Below are 18,715 nucleotides of genomic sequence, written 5' to 3'. Positions count from 1 at the left end.
AGGTTTTTCAGAAAATTGAAAATCCTAAAGGGGTAGAGTTTGTCGGTGTCGTTTGACGCTTATACAGAGGTTTGAAATGAAATTTCAATGAGGTTATTGGTGTGGAGGGTTTTTGATTGTCCAGGAATAATAATTGAGGGATCGATTTTGCGCTTTAAGAAAAATTCACGAATCACTTCAAGTTCATCCTCTTTGATCGCACGGTATTTATTTGAAATTAATAATTCATAATGTTTCGGTGCTTGAGTAAAGATAACATCTGTATTTCCTGCTGAATAGACTTCAACTAAATGAGCATCTGTATTTTGCAACTGGTTTCTGACGAGTTCGGGGTGACTACTAGTTGTGTTTATGAGTCTCATGAATGTCCTCCTGAGTATTCCTGTGTTATTATAGCATTATGTTAAAGAATTGGTAGATGGCTGTTTTTTTTGCCACTCTGTGACTCCCCACTTATGACTGCCACGTTTTAATTTCGCGATGGCTTCATCGGCAGGAAACCAAGCCAAATGATTAAAATCTTCTAAAGGTTTTGAAATAGCTTGGAAATCAGTTACTTCGTAAAGGTAGGCAGGGTGATAAAAATGAGTATCACGATGGCTGGAGTAGAAGTATTCGTCAGCTTGGCCGTAATAGGAACCAATCTTGACGGTGAAACCAAGTTCTTCAATCAATTCACGCTCTAGTGCTTGGAGATGGTTTTCACCGATCTCAATTTCACCACCAGGTAAAAACCAAGCGCCATTAGGGGCTTGAACGAGAATAATTTTAGAGCGGTCTTGATTAGGAATAACGGCGTAGACACCCTGACGTGTCACGTAGTTTTCATGCTCATTCTGATTACCAAAAGTTGGAATTGTCATCGTATCACTCCTTTGTTTTATTATACTAAATTTTAAGCAATTATTCTTATAAAATTTTGCATTTTATCAAAAAAATAGCACCTAACATTAAAAGAGAGATTTCTAAGCAGAATCTCTCTTTTAACTTCAATTTTCTATTTTGTCATTCTTGTCGGAAGTGATGACTTCTCCTTTTTTAATGCCTTTAATCACAATGTTGCCATTGCTTGTCATCACAGCACGTAAGTTTTTTTCTGTTGGATGATCAAGGTAATAATCGGTGATGGCATCTTCAATATAATCTTGAATAGTACGACGTAAAGGTCTAGCTCCCATTTTTGGATCATAGCCGAGGTCAACTAATTTTTCCTTGACTTTTTGTGTGATGTCAAGATGAATAGCCTTATAAGCTAAACGTTTATTAACATCATCAAGCATTAGGTCAACGATGTGAAGGAGATTATCTTTGCTCAAGGCTTTAAATTCGATAATGCCATCAAATCGGTTTATAAATTCTGGGCTAAAGAAATGACTCAATTCTCCCAAGACGGAGTTGGTTCGTCCTTCTCTAGCAGCACTAAAGCCGACGGAAGCTTCTGTTTTGCCCGTTCCTGCATTGGAAGTCATGATGATAATGGTATCTTTAAAACTGACCGTACGACCTTGACCATCGGTTAGTCGACCATCGTCAAGAACTTGTAAGAACATGTGCATGACATCTGGATGGGCTTTTTCGACTTCATCTAAGAGAATGAGAGAATAAGGATTCCGGCGAATTTGTTCGGTTAATTGTCCAGCCTCTTCATAGCCAACATAGCCTGGAGGGGCACCAACTAATTTTGCGACAGCATGTTTTTCCATGTATTCAGACATGTCAAAACGAATCATATTATCAGCAGAACCAAAGAGTTCAATGGCTAGCTGTTTAGATAATTCTGTTTTACCAACTCCAGTTGGTCCGACAAAGAGGAAAGAACCAATTGGGCGATTTGGGGTGCCAAGACCAACACGATTACGACGAATAGCTTTGGCGATTTTATCAACAGCGTCATCTTGACCAATCACATGAGCTTTCAAATCATCCGCTAAGCGAACTAACTGAGATTGTTCTTTTTCTTTGAGATCGCCAACTGGAATGTTGGTTTTTTGTTCGACAATAGCTTCAATAGTCTTTTCAGTAATAATTGGAATATCTTGCTCATCGACTTTTTGGGCTTGCATTTCTTTGTATTTGGCAATTTGATCACGGAAATAAGCGGCACGTTCGTAATCTTCATCACGGGTAGCTTGAGCTTTTAAGTTTTCAGCTTCAACTAAACGGTTGTCAATCTCTTTTGGATCAACAAAGTTGAGGGTTAAATTCATCTTAGAACCCGCTTCGTCCAAAAGGTCAATGGCCTTGTCTGGAAGGAACCGGTCTTGGATGTAACGATTTGATAGTTTAGCAGCAGCTTCAATAGCAGCTTGGCTATATTTGACATGATGATAATCTTCGTATTTGGGTTGAATCCCTTTTAAAATGGTAATGGTTTCCTCAACAGAAGGTTCATCAACTTTAACAGGTTGCATCCGACGTTCAAGGGCGGCATCTTTTTCAATGATGCGGTATTCATTTAGTGTTGTGGCACCAACTAATTGTAACTCACCTCGTGCAAGAGCAGGTTTCAAGATATTGCCAGCATCCATATTGCTATCACCAGTAGAACCCGCTCCGACAATTTCATGGATTTCATCAATGAAGAGAATAACATCTTTACGGTTGCGAATTTCTTCCATTAATTTTTGCATGCGTTCTTCAAATTGTCCACGAATGCCAGTTCCTTGAACGAGGCTGACCACATCAAGGCGAATAACTTGTTTGCCTTGCAATTTGTGAGGGACATCCCCATCAACAATCTTTTGGGCTAAGCCTTCGACAACGACTGTTTTACCAACACCAGGCTCTCCAATAAGGACAGGATTATTTTTAGTTCGGCGATTAAGAATTTCAATCACACGGATAATTTCCTCATCACGACCAATAACAGGATCAATATCACCAAATCTAGCAATATCGGTAACATTGATGCCAAATTCTTCCAACAACCCTTTGGGTTGGCTATTTGGTGATTGTGATTGTGGAGAACGCTGATTATTATAACCACCATTGTGGTTTCCGTTATTGCCAGTTGCTCCAAGAGGAGTATTTGGTAATTTTCCAAAAGGTCTAAAATGATTTAGATCACCAAAGAAATCATCGAAGAAGGGAGTTGATGAGCGTTCCTGAGTTTTTTGTCCACCGTTTAACTCGCCTAAAGGACCGGCTTTCATGATTTGATAACAATTTTGACAAAGGTCGATTTGTCTTTGTTTTCCATTAATATTTGTATAAAGGTGAATGGTTGATTCGTTTAAATTACAATTTTGACAAAGCATGGCATACCTCCAAAGGTTTATCTAAAAAGTTAAAAACATTTAGTCAAAAATGGTCAAACTTTATACTCATATTATAGCACCACCGCTTGGGAAAGCAAGTAAAAAGTTTATGATTTTAGCACTATCGCATGTGGAGTGTTAATTCTTAGTCAGTTTTGCTATTTCCCTAATAAAGACAGTTGAAAGGTGTCACAAAGGGCTAAAAATCAGTAAATATTGAGAAATATGCTACTTTTCTTGTTTGTTTCCTCTGATTTGTGTTAAAATAGTAGGGATAAAAAACGAATAGGAGAAACGAAATGGAATCACATTTGGTGAGAATCATCAATCGCTTGGAATTGATGGTGACAGATGGCGGTAATCTTAAACGAAACTTTGAGCGTGATGGTGTTGTTGTGGCAGAAGTTGCCTTTTCAAATGATCCGGAAAATGGACCAGTTTTTACGTTGCGTGATGTTGAAGCCCGTGAGTCATATTCTTTTGATAGCATTGACTTGATTGCGATGGAAATCTACGATTTATTATATTAAATTTGAGTATAGTAAAGAGACTTGCCCGAGGCAGGTTTTTTTAATAACCAAAAAGCATTGTATTAATATTCATTAAATGGTATAATTATCTTTATTGCGATGACCATGTCGCTTATGAGGAGATATAAATGGATTTTTCATTCTTACCCAAATACTGGGCCTACTTTAACTACGGTGTCTTTGTTACCATTATGATTTCAGCTAGTGTCGTTTTTTTTGGAACCATTTTCGGTGTCCTGGTGACTTTGATTAAACGAAGCGAAGTCAAACCGTTGACTTGGTTAGTTCACCTTTATGTTTGGGTCTTTCGTGGAACACCTATGGTGGTTCAGATCATGATAGCCTTTGCCTGGATGCACTTTAACCATATGCCAACCATTGGATTTGGTGTCTTGAATTTGGATTTTTCAAGACTTATTCCCGGTATTATTATCATCTCGTTGAATAGTGGTGCTTATATTTCTGAAATTGTCAGAGCAGGTATTGATGCTGTTCCAAGGGGGCAATTAGAGGCGGCTTACTCATTAGGGATTCGTCCTAAAAATGCCATGCGTTATGTGATTTTACCTCAAGCGTTAAAGAATATTTTACCAGCCTTGGGAAATGAATTTATTACGATTATTAAAGACAGCGCTCTCCTACAAACGATTGGAGTTATGGAACTTTGGAATGGGGCACAGTCTGTTGTGACAGCAACCTATTCGCCAATTGCTCCATTATTGTTTGCTGCTTTCTATTATCTGGTGATAACGACAGTGATGTCACAGTTGTTGAGAATATTGGAACGCCGTATGGCACAAGGAGGTAATCACTGATGGTTGGCGCAATTATTTCAATTAAGGATTTGCACAAATATTATGGTCAAAATGAAGTTTTAAAAGGTATTGACCTTGACATTATGCCGGGTGAAGTGGTGGTGATTATTGGTCCATCTGGCTCAGGGAAATCAACCTTGTTGCGTACCATAAATTTATTGGAGATTCCAACCAAAGGACAAATTACTTTTGAGGGGGTTGACATTACAGACAAGAAGAATGATATTTTCAAAATGCGTGAAAAAATGGGGATGGTTTTTCAACAATTTAATTTATTCCCTAATATGACTGTTTTAGATAATATCACCTTGTCACCTATTAAAACAAAAGCCATTCCTAAGGCAGAAGCTAAAAAGGCAGCATTGAGATTGTTGAAAAGAGTTGGATTGGCGGAAAAACCCAATGCCTATCCAGCTAGTCTTTCTGGTGGGCAACAACAGCGGATTGCGATTGCACGTGGTCTGGCTATGGATCCAGACGTCTTATTATTTGATGAACCAACATCAGCACTTGATCCAGAAATGGTGGGTGAAGTTTTGGCAGTTATGCAGGATTTGGCTAAATCAGGAATGACCATGGTGATTGTTACCCATGAAATGGGCTTTGCCAAAGAAGTAGCAGACCGTGTTATTTTTATGGATAGTGGTCTCATTGTGGAAGAAGGTAGTCCAAGCCAGTTATTTGAACAGACCAAAGAAGAGCGGACAAGAGATTTTTTAAGTAAGATTTTATAGAGTTTTAAAGCTTGGGAAGTTTCTCGGGCTTTTTTGTTTAAAATATTCTAATAATAACTCATAAAAGTATGAGCTCCTTTTGGGCAATCCCTTTATTAGAGTCATTCTTATCTGAGATTAAAAAGACAAAAAACTAAAATAAGAATGAGTGGGTCATTGGATAATATGCTATAATTGACAGTGTAATTAAAAGGAGCTTTTATGGTGAAATTATCTCAAGCAACCATTGGAATAGATTATCAGGTTGTTAAAATTGGCTTGTCAAAAGATCATCAAAGACATTTGGCGCATCTTGGAATCAAGGAAAAGAGTCATTTAAAAGTGATCTCAAAAACCAAGCAAAGTGCTATTATTGTAGTTAAAAAAAGCCGATTGGCCTTTGATGATAGTATTCTAGAAGCAATTGAGGTTAGTGAAATAGCGGAGCAAGAACACCGTTTTCCTTTGTCAGAACTAGCTGTTTCCGATTTTGCTGTGATTCAAGATATTTATGCTAGCAAAGAAGCTAAGCGCCGTTTAATGGACATGGGGCTAACTAGGGGGACAACTATTCAGTTGCGTAAACGGGCCCCTTTGGGTGATCCTTTAGAAATTAGTTTGAGGGGCTATGAATTAAGTTTACGTCAGTCGGAAGCCCAATTAATTTCGGTGAGGAAGCTAGAAAAAGAGGATTTACTATGAAAAAAATAGCTTTAATTGGTAATCCTAATAGTGGAAAAACGAGTCTTTTTAATTTGTTAACCGGAACGAATCAGCGGGTTGGGAATTGGCCTGGGGTAACAGTTGATCGAAAAAGTGGTCTTTTAAAGTCTGATAAGGAGATTGAAATTCAAGACTTACCTGGTGTTTATTCCATGTCACCTTATAGTCCTGAAGAAATGATTGCAAGGGACTATCTCTTGGGTCAAGAAGCTCAAGCGATTATTAATGTGGTGGATGGCACTAATCTAGAACGTAATCTTTATCTGACAACCCAGCTTATGGAAATGGGGTTACCCTTGGTCATGGCGCTCAATATGTCAGATATTTTAGAAACTAGCCAAAAACAGATTAATCTTGATCAGTTGAGTTACCAACTTGGCATTCCAGTTATAGCAACGAGTGCTTTGAAAAATAAAGGTCTTAGCCAGTTAGTTAACAGTTGCAAGCAAGAAATCGCACATCCTAAAGAAGTTCCTTATTTTCCTCTTTACGATAATCGTTTAGAAGCTGCGTTGGTACAAATTGTTGATGTATTGCAAGAAGTTGATTTAGCTAATAGAGCCCGTTATTATAGCATTAAATTATTTGAGCGTGATCCCTTGGTTCAAGAGACATTGGCATTGGATCAAGAGGTGGTAGCTGAAATTGAAAACATTATTAATATCACAGAAGCGGTCTTTGAAGAAGAGGCAGAATCGATTATAATTAATGAACGTTATGCCTATATTGAGCGGGTTTGCCATATGGCACAAATTGAGATCAATGATTTTGAGTGGCGATTGTCAGACAAGATTGATAGGATTGTCACCAACCGTTTCTTGGCCCTACCAATTTTTGCCTTGGTGATGTTTTTGGTGTACTTTCTATCAATTCAAACGGTTGGAACATTAGGAACGGATTGGGTGAATGATGTTTTGTTTGGTCAGTGGCTTCCTGATGCAACTAAGGCATTTTTGATTTATGTAAACGTTGAACCTTGGTTGCAATCCTTGATAATTGATGGCATTTTAGCAGGAATTGGGGCTGTTTTAGGTTTTGTTCCCCAAATTTTTGTTCTTTTTATCTGTCTAGGTATTTTAGAAGATATTGGTTATATGAGTCGGATTGCTTTTGTTATGGATCGTATTTTTAGACGTTTTGGTCTTTCTGGGAAATCTTTCATTCCGATGCTTATCGCTACTGGTTGTGGTGTACCGGCTATTATGGCAAGTCGTACGATTGAAAATGAACGTGATCGCAAAATCACTATTATGACGGCTACTTTTATGCCTTGTTCTGCCAAGTTAGCTATTATTGCCCTTATTTCGGGTGCTTTCTTCTCTGATAATCCGTTCATCGCTCCAAGTGCTTATTTTGTTGGCATTGCTTCGATTATTTTATCAGGAATTGCGCTTAAAAAAACCAAGCTTTTGGGTGGTCAAGCCAGTCCTTTTATTATGGAACTGCCAGCTTATCATCTGCCAAATCTGTTGACAGTTACTCACTATGCTTTGGGGAAAGCTTGGAGTTTTGTGAAACGGGCGGGAACCATTATTTTTGTACTAACCATCTTGATTTGGTTTATGTCTAACTATAACATTCGGCTACAGGCTGTTGAGACGGAGCAAAGTATTTTGGCTCATTTTGGTCACTTATTTGCTTGGATTTTCAAGCCTTTAGGCTTTGGGAACTGGAAAGCAACAGTAGCGGCTCTAACTGGCTTGTTGGCCAAAGAAACAGTCGTTGCTACTTTTGGTATTTTATATCATCAGGTAGATGCCAGCGAGACAAGTCAAGCCTTGTGGTCCAGTTTGCAGATGGATTATTCTGCTTTGGAAGCCTATTCTTTCTTGCTCTTTAATCTTTTGTGTGCCCCATGTTTTGCAGCGATTGGTGCCATAAAACGTGAAATGAGTAGTGTTAAGTGGTCTTTAGCAGCGATTGGTTTTCAAACAGGGTTAGCCTATTTACTAAGCATGATTTTGTATCAATTTGGGTTATTGCTAGCAGGATCTCCTGTAAGTTTCTTTACAATCTGGGCATTGATTTGTTTGCTAGGACTTTTGTATGTTCTTTTTAGAAAACCTTATACGGGTTACTCTCAAGTAATTGGTATCACTAATCTTGAAAAAATGAGTCAGGAGGAAGATTACTAATGTCAACATTACTCATTGCTGTGTTATTAGGTATTTTGGTTATTTTAAGTGTTACTCACTTGCTTAGACAAAAGGGAGCTTGTGGCGATTGTCACTGTTCTTGTCCGATTAAAGATGAAATGAAGTCTTCTAATAAATCAACTCTTAGGTAAATGACATATTATGATAATTGGTTTAGGAACTGCCTAGACCATTTTTAGCGACATAATTATTCAAGATGTCCTTAGCAGGTCAAAGTAATTGTATAAGGTGCAGTTAATTAATAATTTAAGTTGACTTTACAACGGTTGTTTGTTACCATTTAGATAGCTCTTTCAATGAAATGAGTGTCTCCTAATGGGGTGAATTTTACCATTTGGTCTTAGAAGAGGATAAGTAATATGAATGACAAAGACATTTACCAAGAGTGGCTAGCCAATGATTTTCTAAGTCAAGACATTAAGACAGATTTAGAAGCCATTAAAACTGACGAGGCTGAGATTCAGGATCGTTTTTACAAGACACTTGAGTTTGGAACCGCAGGGCTAAGAGGAAAGCTTGGTGCAGGTACTAATCGTATGAACACTTATATGGTTGGTAAAGCAGCGCAGGCGTTAGCTGATACGATTATTGATTATGGACCTGAAGCAGTGGCACGTGGAATTGCGGTCAGTTATGATGTTCGTCATCAGTCTAAGGCATTTGCAGAACTCACCTGTTCTGTTATGGCAGCAAATGGCATTAAGTCTTATCTTTATAAAGGGATTCGTCCGACTCCAATGTGTTCTTATGCCATCCGTGCTTTGGGATGTATATCAGGTGTGATGATTACCGCCAGTCATAATCCAAAAGATTATAATGGTTATAAGGTTTATTGGGAAGAGGGCTCGCAGATTTTAGAGACGATTGCTGACCAGATTGCCACTCACATGGCAGTTATTACAGATTATCAAGCGATTAAACAAATGCCTTTTGAAGATGCCTTAACGAGTGGCTTAGCAAGTTATATTGATGAGCATATTGAAGAAGCTTACAAAGAAGAAGTGCTTGACTTGTCCATTAATGACACTGCTATTGATAAAACTGTGCGTGTGGTTTATACGCCGCTTAATGGTGTTGGGAATTTACCAGTGCGTGAAATTTTGAAACGTCGTGGGTTTGATCATGTTTATGTTGTTCCAGAACAGGAATTGCCAGATCCTGATTTTACGACAGTGGGCTACCCAAATCCAGAAGTTCCAAAAGCCTTTGCTTATTCAGAAAAACTGGGCAAAGCTGTTGAGGCTGATATTCTTATCGCAACTGATCCTGATTGTGATCGATTAGCTCTAGAAGTCAAAGATGCAAGCGGCAATTATGTCTTTCTGAATGGAAATAAAATAGGTGCCCTGCTTTCTTACTACATTTTTTCACAACGTTTTGCCTTGGGGAATTTACCGGATCATCCGGTTTTGGTAAAATCGATTGTCACGGGAGATTTGTCACGGAAGATTGCCAATCAGTATGGTATTGAAACTGTCGAAACTTTAACTGGCTTTAAAAATATTTGTGGTAAGGCTAATGAATATGAACTGACCAAATCAAAGACTTATCTGTTTGGCTACGAGGAAAGTATTGGCTTTTGTTATGGCACTTTCGTGCGAGATAAGGATGCTGTTAGTGCTTCAATGATGGTAGTGGAAATGGCTGCTTATTATAAAAAAAGAGGACAGTCTCTTTTAGATGTTTTACAAACCATTTATACGGAGTTCGGTTATTACAATGAACGTCAAATTGCTTTAGAATTAGAGGGTGTTGAGGGTCAAGACCGTATTGCTAGAATTATGGAAGATTTTCGGCAAAATCCGATACAAACGGTGGATGACATGACCTTGAAAACAAGAATTGATTTTAAAGACGGCTATCAAAATTTTCCAAAACAAAATTGTCTAAAATATTATTTTAATGAAGGGTCATGGTATGCCCTTAGACCATCAGGAACAGAGCCTAAAATTAAACTATATCTCTATACTATCGGTCAAACGCAAGCAGATAGCATTGCCAAGTTAGATGCTATTGAAGCAGCTTGTCAGGCAAAAATGGATAACATCATTTAAAAAACGATAAGAGGCGATGAGAGAAACTCAAAGTCTCTTTTGATTTATAACCAAGGTCAGGTAAGAGGAATTTAGTAACATCAAAAGATAAAATAAGAGAGCATAATGCCATTTTTTGATATAATATAGAGAATTAACATGAAGGGGGATGTCGATGACTGAAATAATTAATGGGAAGGTCCTAGCCCAAAAAATGCAAACAGAATTGACGGAAAAAGTTACCCAATTAAAGCGGGAAAAAGGGATTGTTCCAGGTCTAGTAGTGATTCTCGTGGGAGATAATCCTGCGAGTCAAGTCTACGTCCGTAATAAAGAACTTGCTGCCCTTGCAGCTGGTTTTAAGAGCGAGACCGTTAGGCTATCAGAATCAATTTGCCAAGAAGAACTTATTGCAGTGATTGAACACTATAATGTAGATGACTCTATTCATGGTATTTTGGTACAACTCCCTCTGCCAAAACATATTAATGATAAAAAGATCATTCTCGCCATTGATCCCAAAAAAGATGTTGACGGTTTTCATCCTATGAATACAGGTCATCTTTGGTCAGGACGTCCCTTAATGGTCCCTTGCACACCAGCTGGAATTATGGAGATGTTTCGTAACTATAAAGTTGACCTTGAAGGCAAACATGCGGTTATTATTGGAAGATCAAATATTGTTGGAAAGCCTATGGCACAGCTGTTGCTAGATAAAAATGCAACAGTAACCCTAACGCATTCTAGAACTCGTCACTTAAAAGAGGTTTGTCGTCATGCGGATGTTCTCATCGTGGCAATTGGTCAAGGGCATTTTGTCACAAAGGAGTTTATTAAAGAGGGGGCTGTTGTGATTGACGTTGGCATGAACCGTGATGATAGCGGTAAATTGATTGGTGATGTCGCCTTTGACGAGGTTGCAGAAGTTGCTAGCAAGATAACCCCTGTTCCGGGTGGTGTTGGTCCGATGACCATTACCATGTTGTTAGAACAAACTTACCAGGCAGCTCTTCGTAGCGTTAGTCATTGAAGTAGTAATCGTTCAACTGGTTTGATAGATATAACAGAAAAAGGAGTCGGACTTGGCTCTTTTTCTGATCTTCTGCTCACTATTTATTCCAAAAAATGGTATAATTGCGTTAGTATACATTGGTATCCTAATAATTCAAATAAGTGAAAGGTGGCTTGATGACAGAATATTTAACGGTTACTCATTTGACAAAATATTTGAAATTGAAATTTGACCGGGATCCTTATTTGGAGCGAGTTTATCTAACTGGTCAAGTTTCCAATTTTCGCAAAAGACCGACCCATCAGTATTTTTCATTGAAAGACGAAGGGGCTGTCATTCAAGCCACTATGTGGGCGGGAGCCTATAAAAAATTAGGGTTTGATCTTGAAGAGGGCATGAAACTTAATGTTATCGGTCGTGTGCAGCTTTACGAACCCGGAGGGTCTTATTCGATTATTATCGAAAAAGCAGAGCCAGATGGTGTTGGTGCCTTGGCTTTGCAGTTTGAACAATTAAAGAAAAAATTGACAGCTGAGGGATATTTTGATCAGAAACATAAGCAACCTCTTCCACAGTTTGTGTCAAAAATCGGAGTTATTACGAGTTCAAGCGGAGCTGTTATCAGAGACATTATTACGACCCTATCTAGACGATTTCCGGGGGTCGAGATTTTGTTATTTCCCACCAAAGTTCAAGGAGAAGGTGCGGCGCAAGAAGTTAGAACTAACATTATGAGAGCCAATCAGAGAGATGATTTAGATCTTTTGATTGTTGGGCGTGGTGGCGGTTCGATAGAGGATCTTTGGGCCTTTAATGAAGAAATAGTGGTTCAAGCCATTTTTGAATCTAAGCTTCCAATTATTTCTAGTGTTGGTCATGAAACCGATACAACCTTGGCAGATTTTGTTGCAGATCGTAGAGCCGCTACACCAACAGCTGCTGCAGAACTGGCAACCCCGGTCACAAAAGCAGATCTTATTTCTTGGATCGCACAGCAGCAAAATAGGTCTTATCAAGCCTGTTTACGTCGGATTAAACAAAATCAAGAAAAAGTGGCGAACCTATCCCAATCAGTTATTTTTAGACAGCCAGAACGGCTTTACGATGCTTATGTGCAAAAAATTGATCGCTTTGATGTTGCCTTGAGAGCCAATTTGAAAGATAGGATAACAAAGGCAAGGGAAAGAAAATTACAACTTGATCATCAACTGATTGGTTTACAGTTACAAACAAAAATTGAGCGCTATCAGGACCGTGTTAGAACTACAAGTCGTTTGCTCATCTCCAATATGACAAACCAGTATGATGGTCAATTAGCACGCTTTGAGAAAGCACAGGATGCTTTGTTGTCGCTTGATACCAATCGCATTATTGCACGTGGCTATGCTATGGTAAAAAAGGATCAAGAACTTGTGGCTTCAATACGAGACGTTGTCAAAGGAGATCAACTGAGTATTATGATGCGTGATGGTCAATTAGAAGTAGAGGTAAAAAATGTCAAAAACGAAAACATTTGAAGAAAACTTACAGGATTTAGAAGCGATTGTCACTAAACTTGAAAATGGTGATGTGCCTCTAGAAGAAGCTATTTCAGAATTCCAAAAAGGAATGCTTCTGTCAAAAGACTTACAAAAAACCTTACAAACAGCAGAAAAAACACTTGTTAAGGTAATGCAGGCAGATGATACGGAAGTGGAAATGGACACCTAATGAACAAATTAGCTAAAATTGATGCTGCTATTTGTCGATACTATAAAAGTTCTTTGACAGTTTCTGAGGAACTTACAGAAGCTATTTTATATTCTATTAACGGTGGTGGCAAACGCATTCGCCCACTGTTGTTATTAGAAGTTTTGGAGGGCTTTGGTGTCATTTTAAATGAGGCACATTTTGACCTCGCTGCGGCACTTGAAATGATTCACACAGGTAGCCTTATTCATGATGATTTACCGATTATGGATAATGATGATTATCGTCGTGGGAGATTGACCAACCACAAGCAGTTTGATGAGGTAACCGCTATTTTGGCTGGAGATGGTCTGTTTCTAGATGCTTTTGGACTTGTTGCACAAGCTAGCTTACCAAGCAAAATCAAGATTCAGTTAATTCACCATCTTTCGCTTGCCTCTGGAACCTCTGGCATGGTAGGTGGTCAAATGCTAGATATGAAAGGGGAAAATCAAAACTTGAATAGTTCCCAATTATCAGCGATTCATGCCAATAAAACAGGAAAATTACTAGCCTATCCTTTTTTGGCAGCTGCCATTGTGGCAGAGCAAGCAGAACATATCTGTCAACAATTATGGCAAGTGGGCCTGTTGGTTGGGCATGCTTTTCAAATAAGAGATGATATTTTAGATGTCACAGCTAGCTTTGAGGATATTGGAAAAACACCTCAAAAAGACTTGGCAGCTGAAAAAGTGACTTATCCAAGTTTACTTGGGCTAGAACAATCCTACTTTGTCTTAAATGATACATTAGATCAGGCTCTTGCTATTTTCCGAACATTAGAAAGTGAAATAGACTTTAAACCTCAGACTATTATTAAAATGATAGAAGGGTTGCGACTCAATGCCTAAGGAAAGAGTAGATGTATTAGCCTATAAGCAAGGGTTATTTGAAACACGAGAGCAAGCAAAACGTGGTGTTATGGCGGGCTTGGTGGTTTCAGTCATTAATGGTGAACGTTATGATAAGCCAGGAGAAAAAATTGATGACGGCATAGAATTGAAGCTTAAAGGTGACAAACTCAAGTATGTTAGCCGAGGCGGTTTAAAATTGGAAAAAGGGTTACAAGTTTTTGGCTTATCCATTGCCGCAAAAATTGGTATTGATATTGGCGCTTCAACAGGTGGCTTTACAGATGTCATGCTGCAAGCAGGGGCAAAGTTGGTTTATGCAGTTGATGTTGGCACCAATCAACTAGCATGGAAATTGCGACAAGATCCTCGTGTAAGAAGTATGGAACAGTACAATTTCCGTTATGCCAAGCCAGCAGATTTTACTGAGGGTCAACCAGAATTTGCCAGTATTGATGTGTCTTTTATCTCGCTTTGTTTGATTTTACCAGCCTTGCATGCTATTTTGCCAGATCAAGGGCAGGTTGTTGCCTTGATTAAACCGCAATTTGAAGCGGGGCGTGATCAAATTGGCAAAAAAGGGATTGTTAAAGATCGACAGATTCATGAAAAAGTTATCCAAAAAGTTGTTGATTTTGCGCTAGATTACGGATTTATAGTTAAGGGGCTTGATTTTTCTCCTATCCAAGGTGGTCATGGCAATATTGAGTTTTTAGTTCATCTTATTAAATCAGATGTTCCTGAAACGGTGGCATCTCATGTGATTCAGGAAGTGGTTACCAATGCACATAAGGAATTTGAGAAACATGAAAAAGAATAAACGACTTGAATTAATTAAAAAGATGGTTTTGACACATGCTGTTGAGACGCAACATGATTTGTTGAAATTACTAAACGAGCATGGTTTGGAACTGACACAGGCAACAATTTCAAGAGATATGAATGAGATTGGTATTGTCAAAATTCCATCAGGAAGTGGTCGTTACGTTTACGGTTTGTCACAAGATAGTGGTAAGAAAGTTATCCAAGGTCCAAGGTCTATTAAAAGTACTATTTTAGGCATCTCTGATAAGACAGAAGGTTTGGAGCAACACATTTATTTAAAGGTTGTTCCTGGAAATAGCAAATTAATCAAGCGTTACCTACTAACAGATTTTTCAGAAGCTATTTTTAGCCTTATTGCAGATGACGATAGTTTATTATTGATTGCCAAATCAGAAGCAGATGCTAGTCTTATTCGTCAAGAGGTATCACTTTGGATGAAGGGTCTAGCCTAAGAAAATAGGGAGAAATTGATGTTATTAGAAATTTCTATTAAGAATTTTGCCATTATTGAGGAAATCTCCCTAAATTTTGAAAATGGTATGACAGTCTTAACTGGGGAAACTGGTGCAGGAAAATCCATTATTATTGATGCGATGAATATGATGCTAGGGGCGCGTGCTAGCATAGAGGTGATTCGTCATGGAGCTAATAAAGCAGAAATTGAAGGCTTCTTTTCAGTGGATGCTAGCCCTGGTTTAGTTGCTTGTTTGGAAGCTTCAGGTATCGCGATGGAAGAGGAATTAATTATTCGTCGTGATATTTTTGCTAATGGCAGAAGTGTTAGTCGCATTAATGGTCAAATGGTCAATTTGGCAACCTTGAAACAGGTTGGTCGATTTCTAGTCGATATTCATGGTCAGCACGATCAAGAAGAGTTAATGCGACCACAATTGCATCAACAGATTTTAGATGCGTTTGGTGATGCTGATTTTGATCATGCCAAAAAAAACTATCAAGTTATTTTTGATCGTTATAAAACCTTACGACAACAAGTTGTTGAAAAGCAAAAGAACGAAAAAGAGCACAAGGCTCGTATTGAGATGTTAGCTTTTCAAATAGCAGAAATAGAAGCAGCAGATCTAAGTCGAGGAGAAGATGAGCGTCTAAATCAAGAAAGAGACCGCCTACTGAATCATAAGAAAATTGCAGACACCTTGACTAATGCTTATGCCATGTTAGATAACGAAGATTTTTCAAGTCTTTCCAATATTCGTTCTAGTATGAATGACTTGCAGTCTATTGAAAGTTTTGATTCTAATTATAAAACCATGTCAGCAACGATTTCAGAAGCTTACTATATTTTAGAAGAAGTGAGTAAACAATTATCAGCTACCATTGATCAGTTGAATTTTGATTCAGGAAGATTGCAAGAAGTTGAGTTTCGCTTGGATACTCTCAATAGTTTAACCAAAAAATATGGTGGGAATGTAAATGATCTTCTTGATTACTATGACAATAGTCTAAAAGAGTATCAATTACTAACAGGTAATGATGGTTTTTCAGGAGATTTAGAGTTGGAATTAAAAGCACTAGAAAGGCAATTAGTTACTGCTGCATTAGAATTGAGTGAACAACGCCATGCCCTTGCCGAACAATTAGAAGCGGCTATTAAAGCTGAACTCAAAGATCTTTGCATGGAGAATGCCGATTTTAGCGTTCAGTTTACCAAATCAAAATTTAATCGTGAGGGGAATGAGCATCTAGAATTTTATATTTCAACTAACCCTGGCGAGGGCTTTAAACCTTTGGCAAAAGTCGTTTCTGGTGGTGAATTATCACGGTTAATGTTGGCTATTAAAGCAGCCATTTCAAAAAAAGAAGATAAGACAAGTATTGTCTTTGATGAGGTTGATACTGGTGTTTCAGGACGTGTTGCCCAGGCAATTGCACAGAAAATATCTAAAATTGGTCGCCATGGTCAAGTTTTGGCGATCTCTCATTTGCCCCAAGTGATAGCTATTGCAGATTATCAATATTTTATTTCTAAAGAAAGTAAGAAAGATTCAACCGTTTCTACAGTAAGACTACTCACATCAGAAGAGCGTGTTGAAGAAATTGCAAAGATGATTGCTGGTACTGATATAACTGAGGCTGCCTTGACACAGGCTCGCGAATTGCTATTCAAGTATTAATAATCATATAGAGTAAAAAATGGAGTTGTAAAGCGGGCAGCTATGTTTTGTTAGTTCTCTTGACAAAGCTATGATAAATAGTAGAATAGATAAGAGAATTTTAAGCTGGGAGGCATAGATGCTTAATAAAAAAGTGTGTTTAGCGAGCATTATTGTGTTAGCAACTTTGAGTTGTGGCAGTTGGACGATTACAGCCGATCAGCTTTCGATGATGGAAACAAAGGTGGAAAAACAGATGTCTCCTACTGAATCCGCCTTACCCTCTAAAGAAGAACATGTGATGGAAGATCAGACGGGGGAATCGACAGAAAAGACGTTTGAAGATTTTCCGGAAGCTTCTCAAATAGAAAAATTAGAAAATGTGACTCATGGGCAGTTCTCATCGTCTCAGTTAGATAAGTCAGTCAATCTAGACAATTCAGAGGATCTTAAGCCTTTACCTATTCGTGGTGGAGAGAGTGATAATTTACCTTTAGAAGATGCCAGAGTTACTTGTTTACCTACTGCTGATGACCAATTAGATACCAATCCAACACCACATATGAGGAGTTCATCAAGTTCAATTCTAAGATACATGATAGCTAAACATAACTTATTTGAGAAAATGGAAGCTTTCAATAGTGCCACTGCCAAATTCACTACGATGATGGCGCAAAAATCTGATTTGACGACTCAAGTTTATTCTGTTGGTGACTCTTTTGGTGAAGTAATGGCTGCTTACCACGAAAAGAAACAAATGGAGCAATCTCTTTATAAAACTAAATACCTCGATCAGACCATTGAAAAACCAAGTGCCATTATTGATGAGTTGGGGCGCCTTATTTCCTATATTGGAGGCTATAAAAAGGATATTTCCATCCCTTATAACCGTAAAGTGAGCATGGTTGTCACCAAGAAAAAGATAACTCTCCCAGCAACGAGAGACAAATCGTCCATGCTAATTTCCTTACTAGGGATAACTTCTTTAGTGGCAGCCTTGTTTATCAAATTAAGAAAGTCAACAAACTAATCAAAGCATTCCTTTCAAAGGGGAACAATTATGATTAATTAACTCTCAAATTGTCAAATTAAGTTGGACATCATGATGTGACTCAGAAATAGTTGGTAGGGTGTTTTATAGTCCAAGGATTTTCGTGGGATTATGTTCCTCTTATCAGCTATGTCTGATAATACTTCTTGAGAAATGCCACTAAAGTCCATTTGTTTGGGTAAACCATGCCTTCTTAGGAGACCATTCGAATGCTCGTTGAGACCACGCTGACCTGGACAACCAGGATCCGTAAAGAAAATGTCAATATCGTGCGCATTGGACAGTGATTTCCAGTTTGAAAATTCCTTGCCACAATCAAAGGTAATGGACTTGAACACATGCTTTGGAAATCTAGCCAACCAACGATGAATAGAGGTTTCGACATCGCTAGCTTTTCTTCCATTTGTTTGAAGGGTAATGATGGCTTTAGATAAGCGTTCTACCAAGGTGATAACAGCACTCTTATGGTTCTTACCGACAATGGTGTCCCCTTCTAAATGACCAAATTCTGTCTCAAAGTCAGGGTATTTCTCGGCTCGCTCACGTAGATTACGTCGAAAAGCTTGTTTCCCACGTTTCTCTGAATAACCATTTGGTCTCCGTTTGCCTTTCCAAGGCATCTCCTCTGCCTTGAGTCCCCCACGATCTACCAGACGATACAAGGTTTTCATAGAATAAGAAATGCAGTCTGGAAAGGTCCCTTTAATCACATCTAGGCTCCAATCTTGCTTCAGATAACTTTGGATGAAGGTCTTTTCATCATCAGAAAGAATAGCTTGACGACGTCCACAGCGAGATTTATTGGCCTTGTAGAACTGATAATAGTCATTGGCTGACTTTCCTTGTTTTAGGAAAGTTACAACCTTATGAATCGTTTGTCGGCTTCGCTTAAGCGATTGAGCTATTTTGA

At 38.4% G+C, this 18,715-nt stretch carries 19 protein-coding genes; 15 read left to right on the top strand and 4 right to left on the bottom strand.

The annotated features are described in order from the left end of the window. Positions 1 to 59: 59 nt before the first annotated feature. The 3 genes from H346_RS0108155 to H346_RS0108145 all read right to left on the bottom strand — a co-directional run bounded on the left by H346_RS0108155 (position 60) and on the right by H346_RS0108145 (position 3,257). The gene (locus H346_RS0108155) at positions 60 to 362 is read right to left on the bottom strand and encodes a DUF1827 family protein (protein WP_027970643.1); all 303 of its coding nucleotides are present in this window, start codon (positions 360 to 362) and stop codon (positions 60 to 62) included. Between the two features lie 36 nt (positions 363 to 398). After that, entirely contained in the window at positions 399 to 863 is a 465-nt protein-coding gene (locus tag H346_RS0108150) for an NUDIX hydrolase (protein WP_027970642.1), read from the bottom strand. A 126-nt stretch (positions 864 to 989) separates the two neighbouring features. Further along, positions 990 to 3,257, bottom strand: coding sequence for an ATP-dependent Clp protease ATP-binding subunit (locus tag H346_RS0108145; RefSeq protein ID WP_027970641.1), 2,268 nt, complete (start codon positions 3,255 to 3,257; stop codon positions 990 to 992). A gap of 299 nt (positions 3,258 to 3,556) precedes the next feature. Between H346_RS0108145 and H346_RS0108140 the strand changes: the two genes are divergently transcribed. The 15 genes from H346_RS0108140 (at position 3,557) to H346_RS0108070 (ending at position 17,784) form a co-directional block, all read left to right on the top strand. Further along, a complete protein-coding gene (locus H346_RS0108140; RefSeq protein ID WP_002983885.1) occupies positions 3,557 to 3,787 on the top strand; it encodes a YkuJ family protein in 231 nt (76 codons plus the stop codon). 128 nt (positions 3,788 to 3,915) lie between these two features. Continuing rightward, positions 3,916 to 4,602, top strand: coding sequence for an amino acid ABC transporter permease (locus H346_RS0108135; RefSeq protein WP_027970640.1), 687 nt, complete (start codon positions 3,916 to 3,918; stop codon positions 4,600 to 4,602). Beyond that, positions 4,602 to 5,336 (top strand): amino acid ABC transporter ATP-binding protein, encoded by a 735-nt coding sequence (locus tag H346_RS0108130; protein WP_027970639.1) that lies wholly within the window; start codon positions 4,602 to 4,604, stop codon positions 5,334 to 5,336. The genes H346_RS0108135 and H346_RS0108130 overlap by 1 nt, the downstream gene beginning before the upstream one ends. A 204-nt stretch (positions 5,337 to 5,540) precedes the next feature. Beyond that, positions 5,541 to 6,017, top strand: coding sequence for a ferrous iron transport protein A (locus tag H346_RS0108125; protein WP_027970638.1), 477 nt, complete (start codon positions 5,541 to 5,543; stop codon positions 6,015 to 6,017). Further along, on the top strand, positions 6,014 to 8,173 hold the full coding sequence (feoB, locus tag H346_RS0108120) for a ferrous iron transport protein B (RefSeq protein ID WP_027970637.1): 2,160 nt from the start codon (positions 6,014 to 6,016) through the stop codon (positions 8,171 to 8,173). Before H346_RS0108125 ends, feoB begins: the two co-directional genes overlap by 4 nt. After that, on the top strand, positions 8,173 to 8,325 hold the full coding sequence (locus tag H346_RS10565) for a hypothetical protein (protein ID WP_027970636.1): 153 nt from the start codon (positions 8,173 to 8,175) through the stop codon (positions 8,323 to 8,325). The genes feoB and H346_RS10565 overlap by 1 nt, the downstream gene beginning before the upstream one ends. Positions 8,326 to 8,553: 228 nt before the next feature. Beyond that, on the top strand, positions 8,554 to 10,248 hold the full coding sequence (locus tag H346_RS0108110; protein ID WP_027970635.1) for a phospho-sugar mutase: 1,695 nt from the start codon (positions 8,554 to 8,556) through the stop codon (positions 10,246 to 10,248). Between the two features lie 154 nt (positions 10,249 to 10,402). Further along, the gene (locus H346_RS0108105) at positions 10,403 to 11,257 is read left to right on the top strand and encodes a bifunctional methylenetetrahydrofolate dehydrogenase/methenyltetrahydrofolate cyclohydrolase (protein WP_027970634.1); all 855 of its coding nucleotides are present in this window, start codon (positions 10,403 to 10,405) and stop codon (positions 11,255 to 11,257) included. Positions 11,258 to 11,415: 158 nt separating this feature from the next. Then, complete coding sequence (gene xseA / locus H346_RS0108100) at positions 11,416 to 12,756, top strand: exodeoxyribonuclease VII large subunit (RefSeq protein WP_027970633.1); 1,341 nt, start codon at positions 11,416 to 11,418, stop codon at positions 12,754 to 12,756. Next, a complete protein-coding gene (locus tag H346_RS0108095; protein WP_027970632.1) occupies positions 12,734 to 12,949 on the top strand; it encodes an exodeoxyribonuclease VII small subunit in 216 nt (71 codons plus the stop codon). Before xseA ends, H346_RS0108095 begins: the two co-directional genes overlap by 23 nt. Beyond that, positions 12,949 to 13,818, top strand: a complete 870-nt coding sequence (locus H346_RS0108090) for a polyprenyl synthetase family protein (RefSeq protein WP_027970631.1) — start codon at positions 12,949 to 12,951, stop codon at positions 13,816 to 13,818. Before H346_RS0108095 ends, H346_RS0108090 begins: the two co-directional genes overlap by 1 nt. Then, a complete protein-coding gene (locus H346_RS0108085; RefSeq protein ID WP_027970630.1) occupies positions 13,811 to 14,638 on the top strand; it encodes a TlyA family RNA methyltransferase in 828 nt (275 codons plus the stop codon). The genes H346_RS0108090 and H346_RS0108085 overlap by 8 nt, the downstream gene beginning before the upstream one ends. Beyond that, on the top strand, positions 14,625 to 15,095 hold the full coding sequence (locus tag H346_RS0108080; RefSeq protein WP_027970629.1) for an arginine repressor: 471 nt from the start codon (positions 14,625 to 14,627) through the stop codon (positions 15,093 to 15,095). Before H346_RS0108085 ends, H346_RS0108080 begins: the two co-directional genes overlap by 14 nt. Positions 15,096 to 15,113: 18 nt before the next feature. Then, positions 15,114 to 16,775 (top strand): DNA repair protein RecN, encoded by a 1,662-nt coding sequence (gene recN, locus H346_RS0108075; protein ID WP_027970628.1) that lies wholly within the window; start codon positions 15,114 to 15,116, stop codon positions 16,773 to 16,775. 118 nt (positions 16,776 to 16,893) lie between these two features. Continuing rightward, positions 16,894 to 17,784 (top strand): LPXTG cell wall anchor domain-containing protein, encoded by an 891-nt coding sequence (locus H346_RS0108070; RefSeq protein ID WP_027970627.1) that lies wholly within the window; start codon positions 16,894 to 16,896, stop codon positions 17,782 to 17,784. Between the two features lie 53 nt (positions 17,785 to 17,837). Here the strand turns inward: H346_RS0108070 and H346_RS0108065 are convergent. Continuing rightward, a partial coding sequence (locus tag H346_RS0108065) for an IS30 family transposase (protein WP_027970616.1) occupies positions 17,838 to 18,715 on the bottom strand: 878 nt, incomplete at its 5' end.

It is taken from the genome of Streptococcus castoreus DSM 17536, assembly GCF_000425025.1.
GTDB classification, from domain to species: Bacteria; Bacillota; Bacilli; order Lactobacillales; family Streptococcaceae; genus Streptococcus; species Streptococcus castoreus.
Note: the sequence above shows the minus strand (reverse complement) of the source record. Positions and strands in the feature narration are given on the sequence as shown.

Excerpts from the sequence above, each read along its gene's own strand:
- H346_RS0108155 (WP_027970643.1), bottom strand. The coding sequence starts at position 362 with ATGAGACTCATAAACACAACTAGTAGTCACCCCGAACTCGTCAGAAAC.
- H346_RS0108150 (WP_027970642.1), bottom strand. The coding sequence starts at position 863 with ATGACAATTCCAACTTTTGGTAATCAGAATGAGCATGAAAACTACGTG.
- H346_RS0108145 (WP_027970641.1), bottom strand. The coding sequence starts at position 3,257 with ATGCTTTGTCAAAATTGTAATTTAAACGAATCAACCATTCACCTTTAT.
- H346_RS0108140 (WP_002983885.1), top strand. The coding sequence starts at position 3,557 with ATGGAATCACATTTGGTGAGAATCATCAATCGCTTGGAATTGATGGTG.
- H346_RS0108135 (WP_027970640.1), top strand. The coding sequence starts at position 3,916 with ATGGATTTTTCATTCTTACCCAAATACTGGGCCTACTTTAACTACGGT.
- H346_RS0108130 (WP_027970639.1), top strand. The coding sequence starts at position 4,602 with ATGGTTGGCGCAATTATTTCAATTAAGGATTTGCACAAATATTATGGT.
- feoB (WP_027970637.1), top strand. The coding sequence starts at position 6,014 with ATGAAAAAAATAGCTTTAATTGGTAATCCTAATAGTGGAAAAACGAGT.
- H346_RS10565 (WP_027970636.1), top strand. The coding sequence starts at position 8,173 with ATGTCAACATTACTCATTGCTGTGTTATTAGGTATTTTGGTTATTTTA.
- H346_RS0108110 (WP_027970635.1), top strand. The coding sequence starts at position 8,554 with ATGAATGACAAAGACATTTACCAAGAGTGGCTAGCCAATGATTTTCTA.
- H346_RS0108105 (WP_027970634.1), top strand. The coding sequence starts at position 10,403 with ATGACTGAAATAATTAATGGGAAGGTCCTAGCCCAAAAAATGCAAACA.
- xseA (WP_027970633.1), top strand. The coding sequence starts at position 11,416 with ATGACAGAATATTTAACGGTTACTCATTTGACAAAATATTTGAAATTG.
- H346_RS0108095 (WP_027970632.1), top strand. The coding sequence starts at position 12,734 with ATGTCAAAAACGAAAACATTTGAAGAAAACTTACAGGATTTAGAAGCG.
- H346_RS0108090 (WP_027970631.1), top strand. The coding sequence starts at position 12,949 with ATGAACAAATTAGCTAAAATTGATGCTGCTATTTGTCGATACTATAAA.
- H346_RS0108085 (WP_027970630.1), top strand. The coding sequence starts at position 13,811 with ATGCCTAAGGAAAGAGTAGATGTATTAGCCTATAAGCAAGGGTTATTT.
- H346_RS0108080 (WP_027970629.1), top strand. The coding sequence starts at position 14,625 with ATGAAAAAGAATAAACGACTTGAATTAATTAAAAAGATGGTTTTGACA.
- recN (WP_027970628.1), top strand. The coding sequence starts at position 15,114 with ATGTTATTAGAAATTTCTATTAAGAATTTTGCCATTATTGAGGAAATC.
- H346_RS0108070 (WP_027970627.1), top strand. The coding sequence starts at position 16,894 with ATGCTTAATAAAAAAGTGTGTTTAGCGAGCATTATTGTGTTAGCAACT.